This window comes from Anaeromassilibacillus sp. An250, from assembly GCF_002159845.1.
GTDB lineage: Bacteria > Bacillota > Clostridia > Oscillospirales > Acutalibacteraceae > Anaeromassilibacillus > Anaeromassilibacillus stercoravium.
This window is the reverse complement of record NZ_NFJK01000020.1, coordinates 1-22,542: the sequence shown is the minus strand read 5'-3', so window position 1 is coordinate 22,542 and position 22,542 is coordinate 1. Positions and strand designations below refer to the sequence as shown.

The following is a 22,542-nucleotide window of genomic DNA, read 5'->3' as shown; positions in this document are numbered from 1 at the left end:
TACAGCATTGCCATAGTTCTACCCCACGCTTGGTACCCCTCATTTCCTAAACCCATATATTCCCTCCTAAAAAGGGATAAACAATAATATTATTCAAAATCGATCTATTTTTTTATACATTATACCACAAATGTTTTGGAAAGAATAGTATTTTTTTCTGGCATTCTAGTAATTTGTTTGCATTTTTCCTAAAATTATTTCTTTGATTAAAGTAAAACCATTCATTGGAACGTTGCCTATGAAGCCATAGGCAATTAAAAATTTGATAAAAGCAGCTATTTGTACAATCCAATTCAGAAAATAAGACCAAATTTTTCAAAATATGTATTTTATTTTAAATTCTGCTTCTTCCAGTTTCTGTGGATTTTTACAGATCAGCTTTGGCAGTAAAAAAGCCGCGTACAATACGCGGCCAAAGCAAACCTATTTTCTCAATTTTTGCAAGGTGGGATCCCCTTTTACGTAAGAGGCACCACTTCACAGACCGATAAAACGCCGTCACGCACACGGAACCGCACATCAAAGCCCGCAAATGAAAGGCCATATTGCCGCTCCGGGTCGTGTTGGTACGATGGGCGCGGGTCCTGTGCTAAGACACCCATCAGGGCCTCCCGGCGGTTTTCCGGAATGCATCGTAACAGCTCCTCTGGGAAATCCACCTCCAACGCATATCCCTGGAACTGGTCCGCAAATCCCCCCACTGCCTCCGGATGGCTGTCCACCCCCGGCAAATAAGGCTTGATATCCAGAATCGGGGTCCCATCCATTAAGTCCGCGCCGGAGACATGCAGCACCGGCCCCAACGTAGGGCTGAACTCCACTCGATCCAATTTCACACTGGAAAGGCCAATCGCATTGGGACGGAACGGGGAACGTGTGGCAAACACCCCCATGCGGGTATTCCCGCCCATGCGCGGCGGCCGCACCATGGGCGACCAGCCCTCCCGCACGGCCTCGGAAAATTGCCAGATCAGCCATATGTGGGAAAAGCCTTCCAATCCGCGCACAGCGTCCGGATTGCGGTACTCGGGCGCAAACACAACGGTCCCCTTTAAGGCTTTTACCAGGCCGCTCTGCCTGGGGATCCCAAATTTGGTAGAAAAATCGCAGTGCATCTGTGCAATAACTTTTATCGCAATCAATTCATTCATGACGGTTTCCTTTCCAATGCTACGATGTATTCCGCATCTGGATAATTCATAACTCCCATAAGCTTTATTAAATGTTTCCAGTTTAATCATACAACGGATATTGACCGTCAGCAAGCCCCTCTGAAATAGCAATACTTGATCGATTGCTCTTACCTATTTCCGCATAAAATCCGTTTTGGCTTTATTATAAAAGGTAATTGACACTATTTGAAAAAAATGTTACTATTTGCAGTAGCAAGATATGATAAATTACATAATATTTTTAAAATATTATCATTGTTTTTATGAATAAACTATTTAACTTCTGTTCGAAGAATTGATATATATAAAATAAGGAAAGGAGGCTCTATAACCCTACACAAAAAGGACTTTATGAAAAAGAGGAGGAAAGGTATTCAGATGAAAGGAAAAAAAATTGTATCTACGCTCCTGGCGATCGCTATGTTGGCGTCCTATGCCCCATCCATCCAAGCCTTTGGCGCTGCAAGTAATGAACCGGAACAGATCCAGCCCATTAACGCGTTTGCAAACAGCGAGCAGGATGACAATGGCGTCCATCGGCTGGCCATCTATGCGATTGATGGCGATGAAGAAACACGTTGGGCAAATGAATGGCGCGGCATGACCTCGGAGCAGATGAACCACGCGTGGTTGACCGTCGACTTGGGGGCTGTCTATGACCTGAGCAAGATTGAAATCCTCTGGGAAGGGGAATCGGAATTCAGCAGCACCGGCGCCTGGGCCAAGAAATATGAGATCCAGGTATCGGACGACAATGAGCACTTTAAAACCATCTGCCGCAACAACAACGGCCGCTATGACCCGGTTCCCGAAAACGGTACTAGGGATGCGGAATCGTTCCGCGTCAGCGGGCAGGGCCGGTATATCCGCATGCAGTCGCTGGAAGAAGGGAAAGTCTCCTCCGGCAGCTCCATCCGGGAGTTCCGCGTCTGGGGCACTCCAACCGGGACCGATGCAGCGGGGGACTATGCGAATATCCTCAATACCGTGGACAATAAGTTCTCCGATATGGGCGCATGGTTTGGATTCCGCCTGCCCTCCGGGGACGACACAGGAAAACTCGGCGGTTTTGCTGGGCCGACCGTCATTTTGGACAGCGGGTTCAATACCTTAGCGGACAGCATCGGCAAATGGCAGGTCACCAACCAGGACGGCACTACATACGATCTCTCTAAGAGCGTGCTGACTGCGACCGCCTATCCGGGCAAGTTGGTGCAGTCCTATGAACTGGACGACTTCATTTTGCATCTAAACCTGATTTTTGCCAGCGACCGCACCGCTTTGATCGAGACAACCGTGGAAAACAAAACCGATCAAGCGCTTGAATTGCAGCTCAAACAGGTGGGAAGCCTGCGAATGGGGACCCTACAAGCCATAGAAGACGGCGTTTCCATTGCTGTCCGGGAGCCAACCCATTATGACATCCGGTTTGGCCGGCCGGTGGAGATCACGGCAGACGGTACCTCCTATGAGGCAGCGTTGGACCTGACGGTTCCCGCACAGGGCAGCGAGTCCATCTACCAAACGCAGAGCTACACCTTTGATGCGGAGGAAGCGGAGGCCGAAGAAAGCAAAGTTGCCGATATGCTGCAAAACAGTGCATCCTATTTTGAAGAAAACCAGGCAAGATGGGATGGGTACCTCGAGAAAATCAAGACAGCCGATGTGGAGCAAAGGTACAAGAATGCGGCGACAAAAGCGGTCATTACCCTGATAGGCAACTGGCGCAGCGCGGCCGGGCAGATGCCCTACGGTGCGATCCAGCCGTTTGGCGACACAAGCGTCGGCTTCTGGGCGTGGGACTCCTGGAAACATGCTGTCGCAACCTCCCGGTTCAATCCGGACCTCGCTAAAGAGGAATTGCGTGCGCAGTTCGCCTTCCAGATTCAAGAGGACGACGCCAACCGTCCGTGGGATGCCGGCGTGATCTGCGATTTGTTCCGCGACACCGGGATTGGGAACGACCGCGATACAAAGCCACCTTTGGCTGCTTGGGCTGTTTATAACTATTATCAGCAGACCGGAGACGAGGACTTCATCGCAGAAATGTATCCAAAGCTGGTGGCCTATCACGAATGGTGGTACAGAAACCGCGACATCGATCACAACGGCATTGCGGAATATGGCGCTATGGTACACCGCGACCACTACCAGTATGACGACTCCGGGAACATCCTGTATGATGAGAACGGAGAAGCATTGTTTAACACCGGTATGGTTTTACAGGCAGCAGCTTGGGAAAGCGGCATGGACAACGCCACCCGGTTTGACATAGAGGGATATGGACCAGACGACATTGGCATTCAAATCTATCGCGTCAAAAACGATGACGGGCAGACCATCGGCTATACCCTCAATCAGGAATCGGTCGACCTGAACGCCTATCTGTATGCCGAGAAGTGTTATCTCAATGCGATGGCGGAGATGCTCGGCAAAACGGAAGAAGCTGCACAATACGAAGCGGAAGCCGAGCAGGTGCGTAACTACGTCAACGAGAATATGTTCGATGTAGAAACCGGTTTCTATTACGATCTGCAAACCAACGAAGACGGATCGGTGAAAAAATTGCTGGTCAACCGCGGCAAAGGAACCGAGGGCTGGATCCCGCTCTGGGCAAATATGGCTATGCCGGCGCAGGCGGAGGCTGTCATCGACAACATGCTCGACGAAAACCAGTTCTATACCCCAATGCCCTTCCCCACCGCAGCAAGGGATAATCCAAAATACAGCCCGACCGCCTATTGGAGAGGCCCGGTCTGGATGGATCAGGCGATGTTTGCGGTGGAAGCCATGCACAACTATGGCCGGGGTGAAGAGGCTGTAGAGTCCGCCTACCGCCTGTTTGACAATGCAAAGGGCTTGTTGGGCGACGAACCGATCAATGAAAACTACAACCCGGAAACAGGCGACCGGCTCAATGCCACGAACTTCGGTTGGTCATCGGCCGCATTCTATAATCTGTTCCAGAACACCCTCTCCGGCGCGAACGAGACAACCTCACAGACCATTTTGAGCCAACCGGAAAATACGGACGAAATTGTGCAGGAACTGGATAAAGCGGCGGCTGAAAGGCTTTCCAAATCCATTGACGAGATCATTGTTACCCGTCCAGATCAGACAGAACAGTTGCTCGCCCTTCAGGAAAAATATGAAAGCCTACCCGAAGAGGCGCAGGACCTGATTGATCCGGAAAAGATTGAAACCCTGACGGAAATGATTGGCCTTGCACAGCGCATCCAAGAAGAAAAGGCCCAAGTATGGATTAAAGATAAGAGTCAAAACGGCTATGACATCGATATCACGGAACTGACCAATAAAAAGGATATTAAGATTATTAAGGATGAAGAAAAGGAATACGCCTTGAAGGGATGGTTTCCTGTCAATGTAAAGGACGCTGATGCAAAGTTCAATGAGCTTCTCAGCGGAACGGAGAACAGCTTTACCATCGAGACAACCCTCAAGATCGGAGAGAGCAGCAGCTTTGGCTACCTTGCAGGGAATGGCGACCGCTCGGTCGGTTTCCGGACAGAGGCCGTTGGCGGAGGATACCGGTTGTATTTCTACATCTGTCACAACGGTGGCTGGCAAGGAGTGAGCAGTGATGTAATCTCCACCGAAGCGATCAAAAACTGGCTGCGTGTTGCCGCCGTATTTGATGCGGACACAGATCAACTGCGCCTGTATGTGGAGGATCAGTCCTATACAACGGACGGCGTGACTGGAATCGACCGGAGCGAACACGGCTTCTCTGTTGGGCTTGGTGAATTCGACAATGCCGAGGTGGACGACCATCGCAACACGCACACCTTCTATAATTTCCGCATATACGACAAGGCATTGACCTTTGAAGAATTCCAATCCCAGAGCATCACCCCCCAAGATGAGCACGTACAGTTGTGGTACGATTTCAGCGAACTCGATTACGACGATCCTGAAGGGCAAGAACCCACCGAAGACACGATCGTAATCCGCTACAACGGACGCAATGCGTCGCTGGCAGTCAATGGCGAGGAGCAGACAATTGCCGATTTGCTAGGCGTGTATACGGTTCCGGCAACGGAAGAAGCGCTCACCCTCGAATTTACGCCGATGCAGGGCCGCGAATTCGCCGGCGTGCAGGTCAACGGAGTGGATGTGGAAGAATCCGCGTTTGAAGCGGATTCCTTTGTGGTAGAAATCCCGGCAGAGGACGCAGTCAAGGGCTTAGAGAACACCTATACCTTTACAGTGGTAGACAAGCAGAACCTGCGCGCTGCCATTGAGATTGCAGAAGGCAGAGCGGACGAAGCAGCGGAAGCCGTACCGTCCGTGCAGGAGAAGTACGAAGCGGCATTGCAGGCAGCGAAGGACGTCGAGGCAAAGAAGACCGCAACGCAGGACGAGATCAACACCGCATGGAGCGACTTGATCGACGCGCTGCACTACCTGAGCTTTGTTGCAGGCGACAAGAGCCAGCTGGACATCCCGATGGAAATCGCAGATTCCATCGACCGCGACCTGTTTACGCCGGACAGCCTGGATGCGCTGGACGAAGCGTATGCGGCGGCGGAAGAGCTGCTGGACGATGAAGAAGTCCTGGAAGCGGACATCACCGCAGCGGTGGATGCGCTGTATGACGCCATCTATGGCTTGGTCTATCGCGCAGACGTCACCGAGCTGGAAGCGCTGGTCACCAAGGGCGACAGCATTGTTGCAAATGTGGATCAGTACATCCAGAACGACGCATGGACGAGCTTTGAGACCGTCCTGGCCGAAGCAAAGACCGTGCTGGAAGATGCAAACGCAACGCAGGATGCGGTGGACACGGCTGTGAAAGACCTTACGGCGGCGATCTCCGCCTTGCGCATGATCCCGAATAAGGATGCGCTGGAAGCATTGATCGGAGAAGCTGAAGCGATCAACACCAATAAGTACACGGCGAAGAGCGTGGCAACGATGAAGGCCGCATTGAGCACTGCGAAGGCAGTCCTGAACGACGCAGAAGCGACCGAAGAAGAGGTTGCAGACGCAGTCGAGGCGCTGGAGAATAGCATCAACGGTCTGGTCGAGAAGAGCACCTCCACGGGCTCGAAGAACAGCGGCAGCACGTCTGCGAATGTCGGCAACGCATACGGCACAGCGGGCGTTGTATCTGCAAGCCAGAGCGTGGCGGCGAATGCCTATGTGGTTTCCGATACGACAGTCAACTTCACACTGAAGCATGGCCAGGCATACTGCTTCAAGATGACGGTCGTCAACGGCAACGCCATGACGCCGGGCTTCACGGTCGGCAACGGCGATGTGCTGAAGACGCAGTTTGTGGCGAAGGTCGGCAACGACTACTACTACAGAGTCTATGCGACCGGCACGCCGGGCCAGAGCACGGGCGTTTATACCACCCTGCCGGGCCAGAATGCAGTGAAGCATTGTGCAGTGACGATTGCGTAAGAACAAAAACGAAATAACAGGAAAGAGTTCTTTCCTGTAAACCATAAGTCCCCCGTTCTGGGAAAATTCCCAGGACGGGGGACTTATTATCGCACACAAGAGTTAAGTTTTAACAGGGGAATGAATTGAGCGACCATACTATGCGGCAATCATCTGGTAGCTCATCGAAATATTCTTAACTTATTTTTAATAAATCCACTATTAAATACTGTATAAATGCTCAGAAATAAAATATTGGGTTTATTTAAAGTTTGGACAAAAGGCAGACTGTCTCGACTTGTTCTTCATTGTCCAAACTGATACTCATATCTTCCTCAATGATCGGCAGCTTAAATTTGATGGATTTCAGCCACTGTCCATTAGGTTGACGCTCCGGGTAAATCTGTATCTCAGAGATCAGCGCCTCGATCAACTGCCGCCGCTCCGCTTCATTCATCACGCCGTACAGTTTCTCAAAATAAATCAGAACTTTATAGATATTGTCGCCGGTCAGCTTTTCCGCTTCAATGGCCTGCTTTTTGGCTCTGGCTGCGATCAGCAGAGATTCGGTATCCTCGATCTTATCATACATCTTGTAGAGCCGGTCATCAAGGTCTGCCTTGCGCCGGACATAGTGCCGGTCGTCCGGGTCGAGAGAATCAATCTCCTCCGCCAGTTTTGCTTTGACGGAATAATGCTGGCGCAGCTGTTTCTCATAGTTTGCAATCTCCTGGTCAATGGCGGCAGTATCCACTTTCATGTTGATTTTTTCCTGCATCATAGCCGCAAACTTTGGATTGCTCACCAGCTTTACAATGACTTCTGCCACGGCATCGTCCAGTAGTGCTTCCCGGATCTGCTTTTTGTAATCACACTTATGCCCACGTATCATGGAGCGGTGCTTGCAACCGTAGTAGTAAAAATCCTTGTACTTGGTGCCGTCCGCTTTGTGCTTGATGCTTTTATTTCCATACATTCCGGCTCCGCAGACAGGACATTTTACAATACCGGAGAGCAAATGTACGTGTTCATCTTTCCCTCGGTTGACGTGTTCGTATTTCTTGGCCTGCGCCAGCAGCTTCACCTGCGCCGCTTGCCAAACCTCTTCCGAAACAATTGGTTCGTGCAAACCATCTGCCAACAGGTAGTTGTCCTGCTCCACCAACTTGTACTCATTTCTGGTGCCGCGCACTTTTTCCATCTTGCGGCGGCCATAGGCAATTTTTCCGCAGTACACAGGATTTTTCAGAATCAGCCGGATCAGGTGTGCATCAAACAGGGGATTCTTCCCATTCTGCCGGGGAATCTTGCGGATACCGTGGTTCTCCAGATACTTTGCGATGCCATTTGCGCCAATGTCCGTGTGAACATACTGGTCATAGATGACACGAATCGCCTCTGCTTCTTCCTCGTTGATCATCAGTTTTCCATCCACCAGCCGATACCCATAGGGGGCAAAGCCGCCATTCCAGCGACCCTCTCTTGCCTTTTGGATGCGGCCCTCCATGGTTTGGACACGGATATTTTCCCGCTCAATCTCCGCCACAGCAGATAGGACAGAGATCATCAATTTGCCCGCGTCTTTGGAAGAATCAATGCCATCCTCCACACAAACCAGATTGACGCCAAAATCCTGCATGACCTGAAGGGAAGAGAGCACGTCCGCAGCATTTCTGCCAAACCGGGACAATTTGAACACCAGAACATAGGACACGCCATCCTTACCGGATTTGATGTCCTCCATCATCTGGCTGAATTGCGCCCGGCCTTCGATAGACTTGCCGGACTTTCCCGCATCCTCGTATTCGCCGACGATCTTATAATCGTTATAGTCTGCGTAGGCTTTCATTTTGGCCTTCTGGGCATCCAGCGAGTAGCCGTCCACCTGCATAGCGGTGGAGACTCTGGTGTAGGTGTAAACTTTTGTCTTCTCTTTCTGCATCGTAATCTTCCTCATGTGGTGCCAATCAAAAAATGGATTGGTCGTTTTTAACTTGGGTCAGAAGAATCATCCTGCTTTTCCGTCTCTGTCTTGGCTGTTTTTCCCAGCTGCTTAATGGTCTTCAGATATTCTTCCTCCACAGGAGAAAGAGTTTGTGCCTGATAGCGTTTATATTCCGCTTTTGCTTTTTCCATCGCCTGTGCATGACTGATTTTTCCTGCATGGGTCAACACTTCTTCGCCGGTTGCCCGAAGAATATTGTCCAGCTGCTCCACATAATCGCTCATATACATAGGCCGGTGACGGATGGCCTGCACCTCGGCAAAGTCAAAATAACCGGATACCATCTGATTCAGAACCCGAAGTTCTTCCTCTGACAAATAATTCTTGGCAATCCCAACATCTTTTGCCGTGGGGAAGTCGCCCGAAAAAGTGGTAAGCCCCATAAACGGCTTATCTGCATCGGCCCGCTCATAGATCACTTCCGCAGCCGTATGTCCGTGCGCCGCATAATGGAGCTTGTTCTGCACCATTTTGAAAAACGCAACAGATTCCGCACTTCTGGGGTTATAGTCCACACTGGTGGCGTACAAGTCCAGCACCTGACGATACATCACTTTTTCCGAAGAACGAATGTCCCGAATCCGTTCCAGCAGTTCGCGCCAATAGTTTCCACCGCCCAAATTTTTCAGGCGCTCATCGTCCATCGTGAAGCCCTTGATCATATACTCTTTCAGGCGTTCCGTAGCCCACCGGCGAAACTGGGTGGCAATCAAGGATTTTACCCTATACCCCAAAGAAATGATCATATCCAGATTATAGAAAGGCAGCTCTCTGGTTACTTGCCGGTTGCCCTCCATTCGAACCTGTCGGAATTTCCGACAGGTTGAAACCTCATCCAGTTCGCCTTCTTCATAGATGTGGCCGATATGCTCCACAATGTTGCTTCTGGACGTGTGGAACAATTCCGCCATCTGCTGCTGCGTCAGCCAAACAGTCTCGTCTACAAACCGGCACTCTACTTTTGTGAGCCCATCTTCAGCCTGATAAATTACAATCTCGCCCTGGCTCTGATCCGGTCTGTTCTTATCTTCCGCCATTTGTTCACGCTCCTATCCGATTACATTTTCTATGTTTCAAGAGAGCGAAGAAAATGGCCGTTGCTCTCTTGTTTGGACTCTTATATCACGTATATTATATCATGCAGCAATTTTGCCTGCAACTGCTTCCGGCTTGAAAACAGATTCTTTTTTATCTGCTGCCGCGCTGTCCTGATCCTCAAGCGGAACCGCCGGAGCGGGCAGGTTCTCGACATCCAACTCCGAAGCGTACTTCTCAATCAGGTTGGCCAGCAGGTCTGCAAAACCGCTCCATTCATCGATCATAGGCAGTTTCCCTTTCTTTTTTGTGAGGCTGTTTGTAAAAATCCAATACTTCTGCCGGTATCTGCTCCAAAATCGCCACAGCACTGTCATAGTCGCGCCGCAGCTTGAGGTCTTCAATCTGCTTTAGGGTGCTGGCCTTCTGCGCCGATGCAAGAGATTCTTCCAGTTCAGCATTTTTCGTTTTCAGCTTTTTATTTTCGGATGCTGTTTTCGTAAAAGCCACGCCATATTTCCGCAGCAGCGTGTCCATCTTCTCCACGCTGGGAAGATAGGTATCCAAAATTTTGCAAATTTCCTCCGCCCGGCTTTTGGCGTTGAAAGGATTGATTCCGGCGAGCAGATCCTCCAGTTTGTCCTTCTGTTTGGTCAGCCGGGTCATCTCCTTGAACACGCGGGGCGGAATGTGGTCGCGCCCGGTCTGGCTGGCACTCTCACCGCGCTCCAAATCTGGAAACCTCTTGACCATGTGTTTCCAAAACTCATCCTGCCACCAGGTCAGCTTCTTTTTATTGCCCATAATATCTTTGGCGCTAAGCCTGCCATCCTCGGTCAGCGGGACAAAACAAAGGTGCATATGGGGCGTTTTCTCGTCCATATGCACCACGGCAGATATAATTGTCTCTTTGGATTGATGCTGTTCCAGAAAGTGCAGGGCTTCCTCGAAAAACACCCGAATCTCCGCCCGTTTCTTCCCCTTGAAGAACTCCGGGCTGGCAGTCAACAGCGTCTCGATCATACGGATACTATCTTTCCGGGTACGGCATCCGGCGGCGGCAATCTGCCGTTCCGATTCCGTCCGGTACTTGCCGAGCGGTTTGACAAGATGGAAGTTGTACTTGCTTCGGCTGGTGTCCACATCGGGATTGCTGGCGTACTTTTCCTTTGTGCGCTCGTTATGGGCCTCGATATTGCCGATTTCAGGCCCCTTATATTTGGCAAATCGCATAATCGCGTATTGTGCTTTTTCCATACTCAATCCCTCCGTTTCTGCCAGACAATGTCATATCCCAGCACGTCAGCCAACTCCACGGCCTCCCGATACCGCAGCGATTCCCGCTGCAATTTTCCGGAAAGATTGGATACGCTGTCGCTCCACCCATACTCATCGTGCAGCTGGTCAACGACTTCCTGCATGGTGTAACCGGCGCGGATGATCTGCGCCTTGATTTCGTTTCGGATACTTGACTTCATAAAATATATTCCTCCATTTTCGCAAGTGAAGCCCTTTGTCACTTGATAGATAAAACATGATTTTCGGTTGCGTCATAAAAAGAACCGGCTACGCTGGGGAGCGCACCGGCTTTGGTCAATGGTGAAATTTGTGCAAATGCTGTTTTGCGATAGAAATGATTCCCTGCGTATCGTTGGTCAACGGCGGAATATTCGACTTCACAGAAATGCGGGACTTTTCACTGTTCGGGCTGTATTGTCACAAAATGCTGCAATCTGTACGTCGTTCCGTGAGCCGCCATCCGGCGAACTGTATACGGATAAAAGAGAAACATTTCGCTGTTTTGAGATTGCTCTAAAATATGCCTGCAAAATTACCGCTTTTACTGACCGCTTCAGGTGTGGTCAAAATGACCACACCTATTTCACAGCACAAAAGCGCGAAGAATTTCACGGTTCTGGTGGTGGACAAAATATCCATAACCACTTTTACACATCAAAATAGGTGTACCCAAAATGGGCACGACCACTTTATCCAAATGAAGCGCCTCTACAATATATGAGGTAACAGGGTCAATCGCTGCGTACATACGTACCGGCGACCAGATCGGAAATCAATCCCGCCAGTCTTCCGGTACGTACGTACACTGTGAAGCGTCCGTAAACTCGTTTATATGCGGCCTTGCCACTGCCTCGATCCCCATAAAGCCCCATACCCGGCGTCCTGCCGAATTGGTAATCGTGTTGCAGTGTTCCAGATTGTACTTACCGCAGGCTGCCACCAGCGCATCGCTGAAGCTGCGGCGTTTGAGTACAGTCAGGCTATTTTCCTCGCACCACATCCGGTAAATGTCGTAGCAATCCTTTGAACTGATGGACGCATCCGCTTTCAGCCGGATATAGCCCTCGGATTCCAGAAAATCAAACACGTTATTGTTGTCCCGCTTGACGGCCTCCCGGTTCTCTTTGGTGCGCTGGCTCTCGGTGAACTTGAAGTTGTTCGCTACCAACCGCTGCAATCCCGCAAAAGCCCACAGCAGAATGCCCTCCACCTCGGCCTTCATCTTCTCTGCCAGGTCGGGATCATCCACGCGGGTGGCAGGTTTCTCTTTGGTGGTCAGCACCAGCTGCCGCCGGTAAAAGCCATCGCTGCGGTCAAAAAGGGCCTGCAAGTCGCCGTTGCTGAATGCCAGCAAGCGGGAAGACATCCAGCCCTGATAGCTCTGCTTGCCCTTGCGCTCCAAATCCATCTTGCCCTGTGCGGTGACAATGGATTTGACATAGTTGGTCTGCCGCAGTGCCTCCATCCGCATATCGTCATCGACACACAGCAGAATGTGTTCCAGGTCGGCGCGGGCAAAGCGGTTCTCTGAAATTTTTCCGATGCTGCCGTCCTTCATATTGTTGCCGAATAGGGCAGCCAGCACCACGCCAATTTGACTTTTACCCTCGCCGCCGTTGCCCTTAATGACCATCATACGCTGGCCCTTGTTGCTGGGGATCAGGCAATAGCCGATAAACTCCTGCAAGGTAGGGATGTCTTCCGGGTACAACAGCCCATCCAGAAAGGCCAACCAGCGGGTCGGCGCGGGTGCTTCGGGATTATAGGACACTGGCAGACGGCAGCGCACAATGTCCTGTTTTCCCTCCGTAAAGGTGTCATCCAGAAATAACGTGCCGTTTGCCAGATGGATGCGGTCAGTTTCCGGTGGGAAATCCTCTACCAGCGCCGCCAGCTTCATCAGTTCCACAATGTTGCTGATTTTGCGGGGGATGTTACTGACCGCGCAGCATTTCAGTTCCTCAAAAATCTCTCCACGCAGCGGCAGCTCATCGGTGACGCGGCCATCAGGCGTAAAAAAAGCCCCGTTTGTGTAGATGATTTTGTGTCTGCCGAGAAAACCATCACAAAACAGGGCTTCATTGATACTCTTGCCGTCAAACCAGATGGGCTGGTTGGCCTCACGCGATTGCTCGTTCTTCGCCACGGTGCTGCACCTCCTTTTCCAGACGTTGGAGTCGCTGCTCCAGCGCGGCGATGGTTCCGTCCTTCAGCAGCTTATCCACCGCTTTCACACGCTGCTTCAGTTCCGCAAACATGAGAACGTCCAACAAATCATTTACATACTCGATCATATGACAGGCTTCCACAAAGCGGTCATCCAGTTCATCCTCCGGCGATTGCGGGGCATATTCGACCTTCCAGCGTTCCAGCAGATGCAGATAATCGCAGAGCACCCGCTGGCAGTACATCTCATCGTTGCGGAAGGCCCGCGCCAGCGGATAGGGCTTTTTCAAGGCCATCGCTGCCGGGGGCTTGTCTGGGTCGAGGCCGAAGTCATAGGCCAGCTTCTTTGCGGCCTCGTAGCTGCTCAGGCCAAATAGCCGTGCTACAAAGTCAATCACGTCCCCGGTGGCCCCGCAGCCAAAGCAGTAGAAATAATCCCTGTTCAGCTTCATGCTGGGGTGCCGGTCATCGTGGAAGGGACAGCAGATCATGTCGCCCCGGTTGACCTTGCATCCGTAGTGCTCGGCGGCCTGCTTCACAGTAACAGCAGATTTTACAGTTTCAAACAAATTCATAGGCTTTGCCCTCCATCATTTATTGACGGTATCTGCCCGTCTGCCTGAATATACGGGGAAAAAGCCTATAGACCGAAAAATCCGCTAAAAGTGCAAGAAACGAAAAAACGCCGCCCTGAGATCTTGCAAAAATGCAAGACCTCAGAGCGGCGAAGCCAGCGGAAAACATTTGCCCGCGCTGGTTTTATAAGTTATAATGGTTAAAGAGAATTTTCAGAAAAGAGGTGCGTCACATGGAGGGAGCCTATCTGCCTGGCAATATCCGGCAGCGGATGCAGGAGCTTATGAAGGAACATAAAATTACCCAGGCACAGCTGGCGACCCGCATCGGCAGCACCGAGAGCGCCATCAGCCGGTTTGTCAGCGGCAAAACCGATAAGATCAGTATAGAACACTTGCTCCGCATTGCAAAAGTGTTTGAAGTCTCTACAGATTTCCTTCTTGGGGAAGTCAACACGCCTGACCGAACAAACTTCGATATTGAAGAATTGGGCCTGTCGGTGCAGGCAGCGCGGAATCTGTACACCGGAAAAGCCAATGCGGAGATCGTCAACCGCCTGCTGGAAAGTCCGCGCTTTGCAGAAGTCACTTACATGATCGAGCAATATTTTGACGATACGCTGGCTGCGGGTTTCGCCGGACAGAATCAAATGCTTACCACCCTCAGCGCCATGCTGCGCCGGAACAATAAAACAGACGCTGCTGTGCAGGCGGCCAGAACTGTCAACCGACAGAAAGTTCCTGTATATCAGGCAGACCTGACGATGATACAGAACACATTTATGGCAGCACTGCGGGAAGTGAAGAAAGAGATCGGCAATGATTTTACGGCGGCGCAGTCTTTGACCAAAGGCATCACTCAGCAGATGTTCTCCGAATTGACAAAAGGTCAGGATGTCCAGGCACCGACCATCACGCCGGAAATGATTTCCGCCGCTGTCACCCAGAGCGCGGCAGGAATGGACGGTGTGCAAAAGGAAGCGTTGGACAAGTTTGGTCAGGCGTTGACGGAATTCCTCCAATCCACTTTAGACCATGCGCAGGAGAAGCAAAATGCCGACCCGGAGTAATGAGCGGCTGTGCGAGTTGGCGCAGGCAGGGGATACGGCTGCCCGTGACATTCTGCTGGAAAACAATCTGGGATTCATCCGAAAAATAGCGTTGGAGCAATACCGGAGTATGGGGCTGGATGAAAATGATATTGGAATTGATTTAGATGATTTGGTGCAGGAGGGAAGTATCGGCCTGCTGAACGCGATCCCTTTGTTTGATGCTGGACGTGGCATGAAATTTCTGACTTATGCAGCACCGGCGATCCGCAATGCCATGACAGACTGTATCCGTGCTGCCCTCGCTTTATTTGAACAACGGATGGTGGATAAGAAAGACGGCCCCGGCTTCCAGAGAGTATATCTGGATGACATTCTGTCCGATGATGAACGGATGCTGCGGATCGAAGCCATAGCTGACCCCCATACCCAAACGCCGGAGCAAATTTACATCCAAAAAGAACAGCTGACGGAACTGTATGCGGCGCTGGACAAGCTGACTGCCAGAGAGCAGACTTATCTGCTGTACCGCTATGGGTTTACCGATGGAATCGAACACCCGCTGATCGGTGCGGCGCTCCACTTCCACCTCAGCGAGAGCCGGACAAAGAAGGTGGAGGGCGAGGCGATGGACAGCCTGCGTGGGAAGCTGCCGTGGTGGTTCTGATACGATGGGAAGCATCGGCTGACGGGGGCTTTGATATACCTTTGTTCCGCAAATGACACGGCTGACAGACAGTGCTCGTTCGCACCGTCTGCCAGCCTTTTTCTGTCGCTTATGCTGCCCCGCAAGGAGCAACCTTTCCCGCCAGAACGCCGCAACTGTAGCCACACTTTCCGGGGCGTGCTACAATTCCGGCTGCCATCTGCTCCACAAAGGTATAACACACTAGACTTTCCTACGGAAAATCGTGTGCCAACAGGGATGCTGCTCGCCCCTATTGGAAACCCAGAGCCAAAGGAGCTATGCCCCTCTGGACACCCCTTTATGTTCGTGCAGAGGCCATCTATCCCATCTGGGGCTGTTGGATTTTTCCTGCCCGAACATGAAACCGTCACACAGATTTAACAGCTTATTTGACCTCAAATCTGTGTGCTGTTTCACTATTATGATGCTACTATCTGAACCGCATTTTCACGAATCTGATTTATAGTTGCTATCAATGCGGTTCTAGTCTTTGCATCAAACAGCTTAATAAAGCTAACAGGTTTGTCAAATGGCGGCTTTGTAAGTTCTGAAACGTTTTCCATATACCCATTCAGTTCTATGTGATTGATGATTTTTTTTACAAAGGAAATCTGCTTCTGATTTAAGGATTGGTCGTTAATAAAGGCAGAAAATGCCTGCATGGCCGCCTCGTGGTCCAACTTGGCAATCTTGCGAATCAACAATCCAAAAGGTGTATCACCAAATTCCCGTTTATAATCTTCTTTGCTTCCAAGCTCACTTGTCAGCACTCGTTCCAGCTCCTGATAATCGCCCGCGGCCAACGGAATATTGTGGGTCAGCTTGTAAATAGCCAGCGTATTTCCGTGCTCATTGACATAGCGGTTTACTTTGGCACGGTAGTCTTCAAAGTCATACGCTGTATCCAGCTGAACCCCTTCTTGGCTATCTATAATTGGATCAGTAAGTTTGGTAATAATACGTTTTTGCCCTCCGTCATCTTCGTCCAAAAAACGAATCAAACCACGAAGCTCTTTCCGAACCTTTTCAAACAGCAGAATATCATTAGCGTCCCAAAAGACATCGGTATGGATTTCCTGTAGAAGCGGCAGCTTTTCCTTAATCTGCGGAATATTTGCCTTGCGCTCCAGGAGCGAAGCTGTGTCACACAACTGCTTTTTGGCATACTTGAAAGCAGGCATCTGTTCAATATGTGCCAATATCAGCCCGTACATAAAGTTATCAAAACGCTTGGCGAATTCATCCGTTTCTTCCGATTGAACAAGCGGTGCAATCTGTGTCAGCAACTCGCCTTTGTCACCCTCACTGATAGAAAGAAAGGCGTCCTGCTTTTTATATTTTTCCACATACTGCATCCGCAGTTTTACGGAAATCAACTCTGGGTTCAACGCTGTAACTTGCTTATGGCAGGTTTCGACAAGTTCGTTTCGCCATAACTGATAGTTTTCTCCTGCAAAGGTGCTTTCTTGTAAAGCCATAGAAATTTTAATCTGCTTGCCGAAAATATTCTCCGACAATGTCTTTGTTTCCCTGGCTTCATATCCTTCCTTGTGTTCCCGGAAATATTCAAAATTGCCGCAGTAATCGAAAATCAAGAAGCGCCGTTTATTCGTATATACTCCATCAATCTGATCTACGCAGGACAATCCCTTGCACAAACGAGTGCCACGGCCAATCATCTGCCAAAACTTTGCTTTGGAACGCACCTTCTTGAAGAACACCAGATTGACGCATTCCGGCACATCAATACCTGTGTCCATCATATCCACGGACACAGCAATATGTGGCTCCTTTTCCGGCTGTTTGAAATCATCTATGATGGTCTGAGCATAACTATCGTCACAAATCACGCGCTGGGCAAATGAACCGTGATACTGAGGGTAGAGTTTATTAAACCGCTCCAGAATGAATTCGGCGTGGCGCTTATTCTGTGCAAAAATAATGGTTTTACCCAGCTGGTCCCCGCCTGCAACCTTGATGCCCCGCTCCATCAAATCCTGTAAAACCATGTCAACCGTTTTCTCGTTAAATACAAATTTGTTCAGAGCTGCGGACGGGATAAAATCCGGCATCATGCCATCTTCAATGAAGTCATCTTCGTAACGCTCTTTGTCTTCGTCAGACAGGTCGTCGTAGGTAATGCCTTCATCCAAAAACTTTGTTTTGACCTCATAATTATAGTATGGTACCAACACATGGTCTTGGTAGACCGCTGTTTCATAATCGTAGGCGTAAGTAGGAACACCATGTTCCATTTCAAAGAAATCGTAGGTGTTCCGATCTACATCCGTTTTCGGCGTAGCGGTAAGGCCAACCATCAAAGCATCAAAATATTCAAAAATTGCCCTGTACTTTTTGAAAATACTCCGGTGGCTTTCATCAATAATAATCAGATCAAAATGCGCCGGAGTAAACAACTGGCGCCCATCTTTGGATTTCGTATCATCGATAGCATTCAAAATAGTTGGGTAAGTGGAAAACACAATCCGGGCATTTCGGTCATCCTTGTTGGAACACAGATTGCAGAGGGACATATCCGGCAGATACCGCTTAAAGTCATCCTTCGCCTGCTTGACCAGCGCGGTGCGGTCAGCCAGAAAAAGAATATTTGTAATCCATTTGCCGCGGCTGAGTACATCGGTTAGGCTGGAAGCCGTCCTTGTTTTTCCCGTACCAGTTGCCATTACCAGAAGATGCTTACGAAATCCCTGTTCAATTTGTCCGCAAACAGCCCGTATGGCCTCTTTTTGGTAGTAGCGATCGGTAATTTTATCATCGATGGGAATACTCATCAACTCTTGCCGTTCAGCGCGACGGTTCATCAGCTTTTGTAAGTCTTCCTTGCTGAACACGCCACTGACCTTGCGCTGAGGGCCAGACCGGTCATCCCAGTAATAAGTTTCAAAACCGTTCGTGGTAAACATCATCGGACGGCGGCCAAATTTCCGTTCCAGGCAATCCGCGTATAAAACTGCCTGCTTCCGCCCAATGTTAGGGTCTTTGCTAGTGCGTTTGGCCTCAATCACCGCCAGTGGAAGGCCATCTTTGCCAAACAGCACATAGTCGCAGTAGCCCATTTGGCCCACCACACCGGCCATACCCTGTACAGGATATTCCTCCTGTACATCTGCATCGGTACCGTCGAATTTCCAGCCCATGAACTTCAAATCTACGTCAATATAAATTTTCCGCGTCTGGAACTCAGACAAATCTTCCGGCTGGAAAGATCGCTCCTGCTGATGCTTCTCTTTCTCAGCAGTATATTGGGCTGACATCTGCTCAATTTGTTTGCGCAGCGCCTCGATCTCTGCTTCTTTTTCATCCAGCAGGCTTTCCTGCTCTTTGATTTTCCGAGTATCTACCGCTATTTTTTCGGTAGGGATCAGACTTTCGTCAAAGACACGCTCCTGATAATCAGAACCATAGCAATAATCTATCCACTGGACAAACTCAAATAATCCTTTCAAGGATGCAAGGGCATCACTGGGCTGCACACTCCGCTCTGTATGTACTGCCAGATTACCCAGCTTGATGATGAAAGGCAGCTTACCCCAGGTATTGGAATCCACGGCGAAACGGAAGGACGGTTCATGAATAAGGGATTGTAGGTTGTCCTTGTAGGGCATCTTCATGGTCTTATCTGCCGAATATACCCATTTTACTGCCAATTCCAACGCTTTCCGGCAGCCGACAGCGCACATGGCAGGAGCGGAAGCATAAATTTTCTCGGCTTCCACGCAGGCAGGAGCAAACAACTCGTATTCTTTTTTCATTTTGAGAAAGTCAAAATTTGACATTATAACCACTCCTGTCTAATGCTTTTTTCAAGGCACTGGAAAAATCCAATGTACTTTTCTTGACGATATTTTGATTTGTCGGTTTGTTCGACGAAGTCGGCGAACTGTTCCTGTAGTTTGATTGGCGGAATAGGAACACACAGTGCGAGGATATCCCTGTTGGAAATGTTCGCCTGACGAACGCCTCTGCTAATACCTGTCAGCCGCTTCTTTATCTTACTGAATTTGAGCAACTCTGAAAGATAATGCTTATTCATCGTTGTCTTTATTACAAGCTTTGCATTTCGTTGATTTAAATAGTATTCAGGGTACTCATCACTCAAAATACACACATTGCCGTAATCGTCCTTGCCAACCGTCCCAGTAAGTGACATAACCAAATCACCGGGGTACATTTTATACCGCGCCAATGTGGGATCATTCGGCCAAAATACCATGTTCACAGACAAAAAATGACCGGAGTTAATATTGCCAATTCGCAGTACTGGTATGCCTGAATCAGTAAACCCGGTGCTCTTGAATGCAAATCCTCCTACAATTTCGAGCTGGTGTTCTAGTTCTGTTACTTCCCAACCCATCGGGTTTTCGTCAGGCTCTCCAAACATCTCGATAAATCGGGACTTGACGATTTGATCTAACTTAGTTCGCTGCTCTTTTCGAGAGGTTATTAAGGCATCAATTTTACCGAATATTTGAGATATTTTTCTTTGTGTTTCAATATCTGGGATATTGATGGGTTCTTTTTGATAGTCCCTAAAGTATATATGAGGTATAGTTGCACCGCTAAAATATTTTGCCAGATTCATATGTTCAACGGCGTAAAACAGGTATTTAATATCAATAGGAATACCCTCTTTCGGGAGCAAGTATTGCATAGTCCCAATCACCGAGGAATACGCAGGTAGCAGCATTGTCCGGCCAATACCTGCACCGTCCTTTACAACGGCAATATATTCTTTGTCCTGTTGATAAAAATCCACCTGCTTTATCAAGCCACTGGCTCCATAGATTGGGTATGCCCCCTTTTTATCTTGTAAATTCTTCTGTGCAATATTCGAAGATTCCTTTTTACATACATCACCAAGAGTTAATCTTTTCATGCCGCCACCTCCAAATCATCAAAAGATTTTGATTTGTCGGTTTGTTCGACGAAGGAAATGAAGTCCTTTTGAAGTTTCATTGGGGGGATTATTTGCTTGTATGCTTTCATTATAGCCGTATTCAAATTGGGTTGTGTACCAGCAGGAGCAATTTTTCTAAAATGCTCCGTCATTTGATTCAATGCTTGCAGCAGGAAAACTTTATCCAATCTGGCATCAATATCCTCCATTGCAAGCCAACCATCGTGAATACAGCCGTCAAAAGTTATAATCCGAGCAAACCCCAAAGAAACACCACAGTTAGCGAATATTAAGCTTCCTGCTTTGACCATACGACTTTTTGATACGCCCTCTCGAATGATATGTTCTTTAGTAGAATGAAGGTATATGCTTTCACCATCGGTGGCATCACCTATCTTTATCCACGGCACATCACCACCAAGGAATTTTTCAATAGGCCTCGGAGACCCCCCTCTAACTATTGTACAAAGCTCTCCGAGAGGTTGTATTGTCCAACCTTTATCATTTACATTGATATCCCCAAACATCTCGATAAATCGGGATTGGCAATCAGCCGATGTATTTTCTATGAGAAATCTTTACATTGTTTTGATTGACCATCGCATATTGCATGGTAGTGTCAATTTTGGAATGGCCCAGCAATCTCTGCACCTGTTCAATCGGCATTCCTTTATCGATTGCACGCGTTGCCAGTGTACGCCGGAATTTATGCGGATGTACTTTAGAAATACCCAGCCGTCTCCCCAATTCACGCAGCCTAATCTCAACGCCGCTGATCTCCAGCCGATTAAAGGGACGCATTAACGAAACAAACAAAGCGGGATTTTCATCTGTTCTGCTATCCAAATAATTTTTCAGATGAATTTTGGTGCGGGCATCAAAATATACAGGACGTTCTTTGCTCCCTTTGCCAAAGACCACGCACTCCCGATTCTCAAAGTCAATATCGGCGCGATTCAACCGCACCAGTTCTCCAACACGCATCCCTGTTGATGCCAACAGGTCAATCAACGCCAGATCACGCAGACAGCCGCACTGATCCCGCATGATTTCCAACGATTCATCTGAATAGGTTTCTTTGACGGTCTTGCTCGATTTGATTTTGTGAATCCGGCGTACAGGACTTTTTATGATGTAGTTTTCGTCTTCCAGCCAGGCAAAAAAGCTGGAAAGAATTCGCCGTATGTTATCAATATTCCCCTTGCTGCATTGGCTTGCCTGCTGATAATCAGATAAGTAGTTGCGCAAATCATCCGTCCTCATATGCGTTACGTGCAGTTTGATTGCAGTAAACATTCTCAAGATTGTGGTGTTGTAATATTTTAAGGTCTTTTCACTACATCCCTCCACACGTTTGGCCGAAATGAACATTTCCAGCAGTTCCTTATTGGATTCTTTCTCCTGCAACCGTTCCTCTTCAGATGAAGGGGAAATCTGTACTCCCCAAAAGCAGTGCGTCAGTACTTCTTGTAATTGCTCCATCTGCGAATTATCCAAATAGGGAAGCATTTTCCGTGTGATTTCGGTAATTAATTGTTCTTTCATGGTGATACACTCCTTTTATTGTGATGTACCACCATCCTTCACCAGCTAAAACTCAGCCAAAATATTTTTGCATCAGTGATTTTTTCAATATTTCCAGCTTTTCAAGGCTCTTCTGGATCGCCAATTTTGATTTGTCGGTCTGAGCGACAAAAGCAGCGAATTGCTCTTGCAGTGCCTTATCCGGTACCATAACTTGCAGTTTTTTCAGCATTGCAATAGAAAAATACGCAACCGTCGAACCAGCTTGCGTATTGTCAATTTGCTTCCTGAATCCACTCATAGTAAATAAGTATTGCAAATATAGAGGCGTAATTTCTTCAGAATAATTGCTCAACCAGCTGATCATTCCATCTTGAAAGTAAAAACAGTCTTCATCCTGGATTATATAGCATCTTCCAAGCGTTCCGCGAGATGTTACCAGTATATCGCCGGTTACAGGAACAAGCCCGGCTCGTTTCAATTCTGTATATTTTATCTCCGAAATAAACAATGCGCTATCTACAGTTCCTGTATCTATTTTGCTCACTAGATCAGATATTCTCCAAAATGGCACACCCTCAGAGCTCTGCTCACTTTGATATACTCGCTTACTCGAGCCTACAGTACAAAGCTTGTCTAAAGACTTAACTGGCCATGCCTTATTATTGTTTTCCGGCTCTCCAAACATCTCGATAAATCGGGATT

The 22,542-nt window shown here is 48.8% G+C and carries 17 protein-coding genes; 4 read left to right on the top strand and 13 right to left on the bottom strand.

Going from position 1 to position 22,542, the window contains the following annotated elements; genetic code table 11:
* Nucleotides 1–458: 458 nt before the first annotated feature.
* Nucleotides 459–1,151 (bottom strand): tRNA (N6-threonylcarbamoyladenosine(37)-N6)-methyltransferase TrmO, encoded by a 693-nt coding sequence (gene tsaA, locus B5F54_RS14610; RefSeq protein WP_087234970.1) that lies wholly within the window; start codon nucleotides 1,149–1,151, stop codon nucleotides 459–461.
* Nucleotides 1,152–1,550: 399 nt separating this feature from the next.
* Between tsaA and B5F54_RS14605 the strand changes: the two genes are divergently transcribed.
* Nucleotides 1,551–6,599, top strand: coding sequence for an MGH1-like glycoside hydrolase domain-containing protein (locus B5F54_RS14605; RefSeq protein ID WP_172749759.1), 5,049 nt, complete (start codon nucleotides 1,551–1,553; stop codon nucleotides 6,597–6,599).
* 244 nt (nucleotides 6,600–6,843) lie between these two features.
* On the opposite strand, the gene B5F54_RS14600 is transcribed toward B5F54_RS14605, so the two are convergent.
* From B5F54_RS14600 to B5F54_RS14580, 5 genes are all read right to left on the bottom strand, one after another.
* Nucleotides 6,844–8,520, bottom strand: coding sequence for a recombinase family protein (locus tag B5F54_RS14600; protein ID WP_087234968.1), 1,677 nt, complete (start codon nucleotides 8,518–8,520; stop codon nucleotides 6,844–6,846).
* Between the two features lie 47 nt (nucleotides 8,521–8,567).
* On the bottom strand, nucleotides 8,568–9,620 hold the full coding sequence (locus B5F54_RS14595) for a virulence RhuM family protein (protein WP_087234967.1): 1,053 nt from the start codon (nucleotides 9,618–9,620) through the stop codon (nucleotides 8,568–8,570).
* Between the two features lie 99 nt (nucleotides 9,621–9,719).
* Entirely contained in the window at nucleotides 9,720–9,905 is a 186-nt protein-coding gene (locus B5F54_RS14590; RefSeq protein ID WP_015574444.1) for a hypothetical protein, read from the bottom strand.
* A complete protein-coding gene (mobV, locus tag B5F54_RS14585) occupies nucleotides 9,895–10,875 on the bottom strand; it encodes a MobV family relaxase (protein ID WP_087234966.1) in 981 nt (326 codons plus the stop codon). Before mobV ends, B5F54_RS14590 begins: the two co-directional genes overlap by 11 nt.
* Nucleotides 10,876–10,877: 2 nt before the next feature.
* Nucleotides 10,878–11,096 (bottom strand): hypothetical protein, encoded by a 219-nt coding sequence (locus tag B5F54_RS14580; RefSeq protein WP_015534241.1) that lies wholly within the window; start codon nucleotides 11,094–11,096, stop codon nucleotides 10,878–10,880.
* Nucleotides 11,097–11,214: 118 nt separating this feature from the next.
* Between B5F54_RS14580 and B5F54_RS17395 the strand changes: the two genes are divergently transcribed.
* Nucleotides 11,215–11,580 carry a hypothetical protein gene (locus tag B5F54_RS17395; RefSeq protein ID WP_055040424.1) on the top strand — a complete coding sequence of 122 codons (366 nt, stop codon included), beginning with the start codon at nucleotides 11,215–11,217 and terminating at the stop codon, nucleotides 11,578–11,580.
* A gap of 109 nt (nucleotides 11,581–11,689) precedes the next feature.
* Here the strand turns inward: B5F54_RS17395 and B5F54_RS14575 are convergent, their stop codons facing one another.
* Both B5F54_RS14575 and B5F54_RS14570 read right to left on the bottom strand, forming a co-directional pair.
* Complete coding sequence (locus tag B5F54_RS14575) at nucleotides 11,690–13,063, bottom strand: DNA primase family protein (protein WP_087234965.1); 1,374 nt, start codon at nucleotides 13,061–13,063, stop codon at nucleotides 11,690–11,692.
* Entirely contained in the window at nucleotides 13,038–13,658 is a 621-nt protein-coding gene (locus B5F54_RS14570) for a CHC2 zinc finger domain-containing protein (protein WP_087234964.1), read from the bottom strand. Before B5F54_RS14570 ends, B5F54_RS14575 begins: the two co-directional genes overlap by 26 nt.
* A gap of 233 nt (nucleotides 13,659–13,891) precedes the next feature.
* Here B5F54_RS14570 and B5F54_RS14565 point away from each other — a divergent pair, with 233 nt between their 5' ends.
* Together B5F54_RS14565 and B5F54_RS14560 are read left to right on the top strand one after the other, a co-directional pair.
* Nucleotides 13,892–14,728: a helix-turn-helix domain-containing protein gene (locus tag B5F54_RS14565; RefSeq protein ID WP_087234963.1), complete on the top strand. Its 837-nt coding sequence runs from the start codon at nucleotides 13,892–13,894 to the stop codon at nucleotides 14,726–14,728.
* Nucleotides 14,712–15,374 (top strand): sigma-70 family RNA polymerase sigma factor, encoded by a 663-nt coding sequence (locus B5F54_RS14560; protein WP_087234962.1) that lies wholly within the window; start codon nucleotides 14,712–14,714, stop codon nucleotides 15,372–15,374. Before B5F54_RS14565 ends, B5F54_RS14560 begins: the two co-directional genes overlap by 17 nt.
* A 440-nt stretch (nucleotides 15,375–15,814) precedes the next feature.
* Here B5F54_RS14560 and B5F54_RS14555 read toward each other — a convergent pair whose 3' ends face one another.
* The 5 genes from B5F54_RS14555 to B5F54_RS14535 form a co-directional block, all read right to left on the bottom strand.
* Nucleotides 15,815–19,192: a DEAD/DEAH box helicase family protein gene (locus B5F54_RS14555; RefSeq protein WP_087234961.1), complete on the bottom strand. Its 3,378-nt coding sequence runs from the start codon at nucleotides 19,190–19,192 to the stop codon at nucleotides 15,815–15,817.
* Nucleotides 19,192–20,292: a restriction endonuclease subunit S gene (locus B5F54_RS14550; protein WP_087234960.1), complete on the bottom strand. Its 1,101-nt coding sequence runs from the start codon at nucleotides 20,290–20,292 to the stop codon at nucleotides 19,192–19,194. Before B5F54_RS14550 ends, B5F54_RS14555 begins: the two co-directional genes overlap by 1 nt.
* Nucleotides 20,289–20,840, bottom strand: a complete 552-nt coding sequence (locus B5F54_RS14545; protein ID WP_087234959.1) for a restriction endonuclease subunit S — start codon at nucleotides 20,838–20,840, stop codon at nucleotides 20,289–20,291. The genes B5F54_RS14550 and B5F54_RS14545 overlap by 4 nt, the downstream gene beginning before the upstream one ends.
* Before the next feature lie 22 nt (nucleotides 20,841–20,862).
* The gene (gene xerA, locus B5F54_RS14540) at nucleotides 20,863–21,858 is read right to left on the bottom strand and encodes a site-specific tyrosine recombinase/integron integrase (protein ID WP_087234958.1); all 996 of its coding nucleotides are present in this window, start codon (nucleotides 21,856–21,858) and stop codon (nucleotides 20,863–20,865) included.
* A 52-nt stretch (nucleotides 21,859–21,910) separates the two neighbouring features.
* The coding region (locus tag B5F54_RS14535; RefSeq protein ID WP_207651976.1) for a restriction endonuclease subunit S at nucleotides 21,911–22,542 on the bottom strand (632 nt) is incomplete at its 5' end.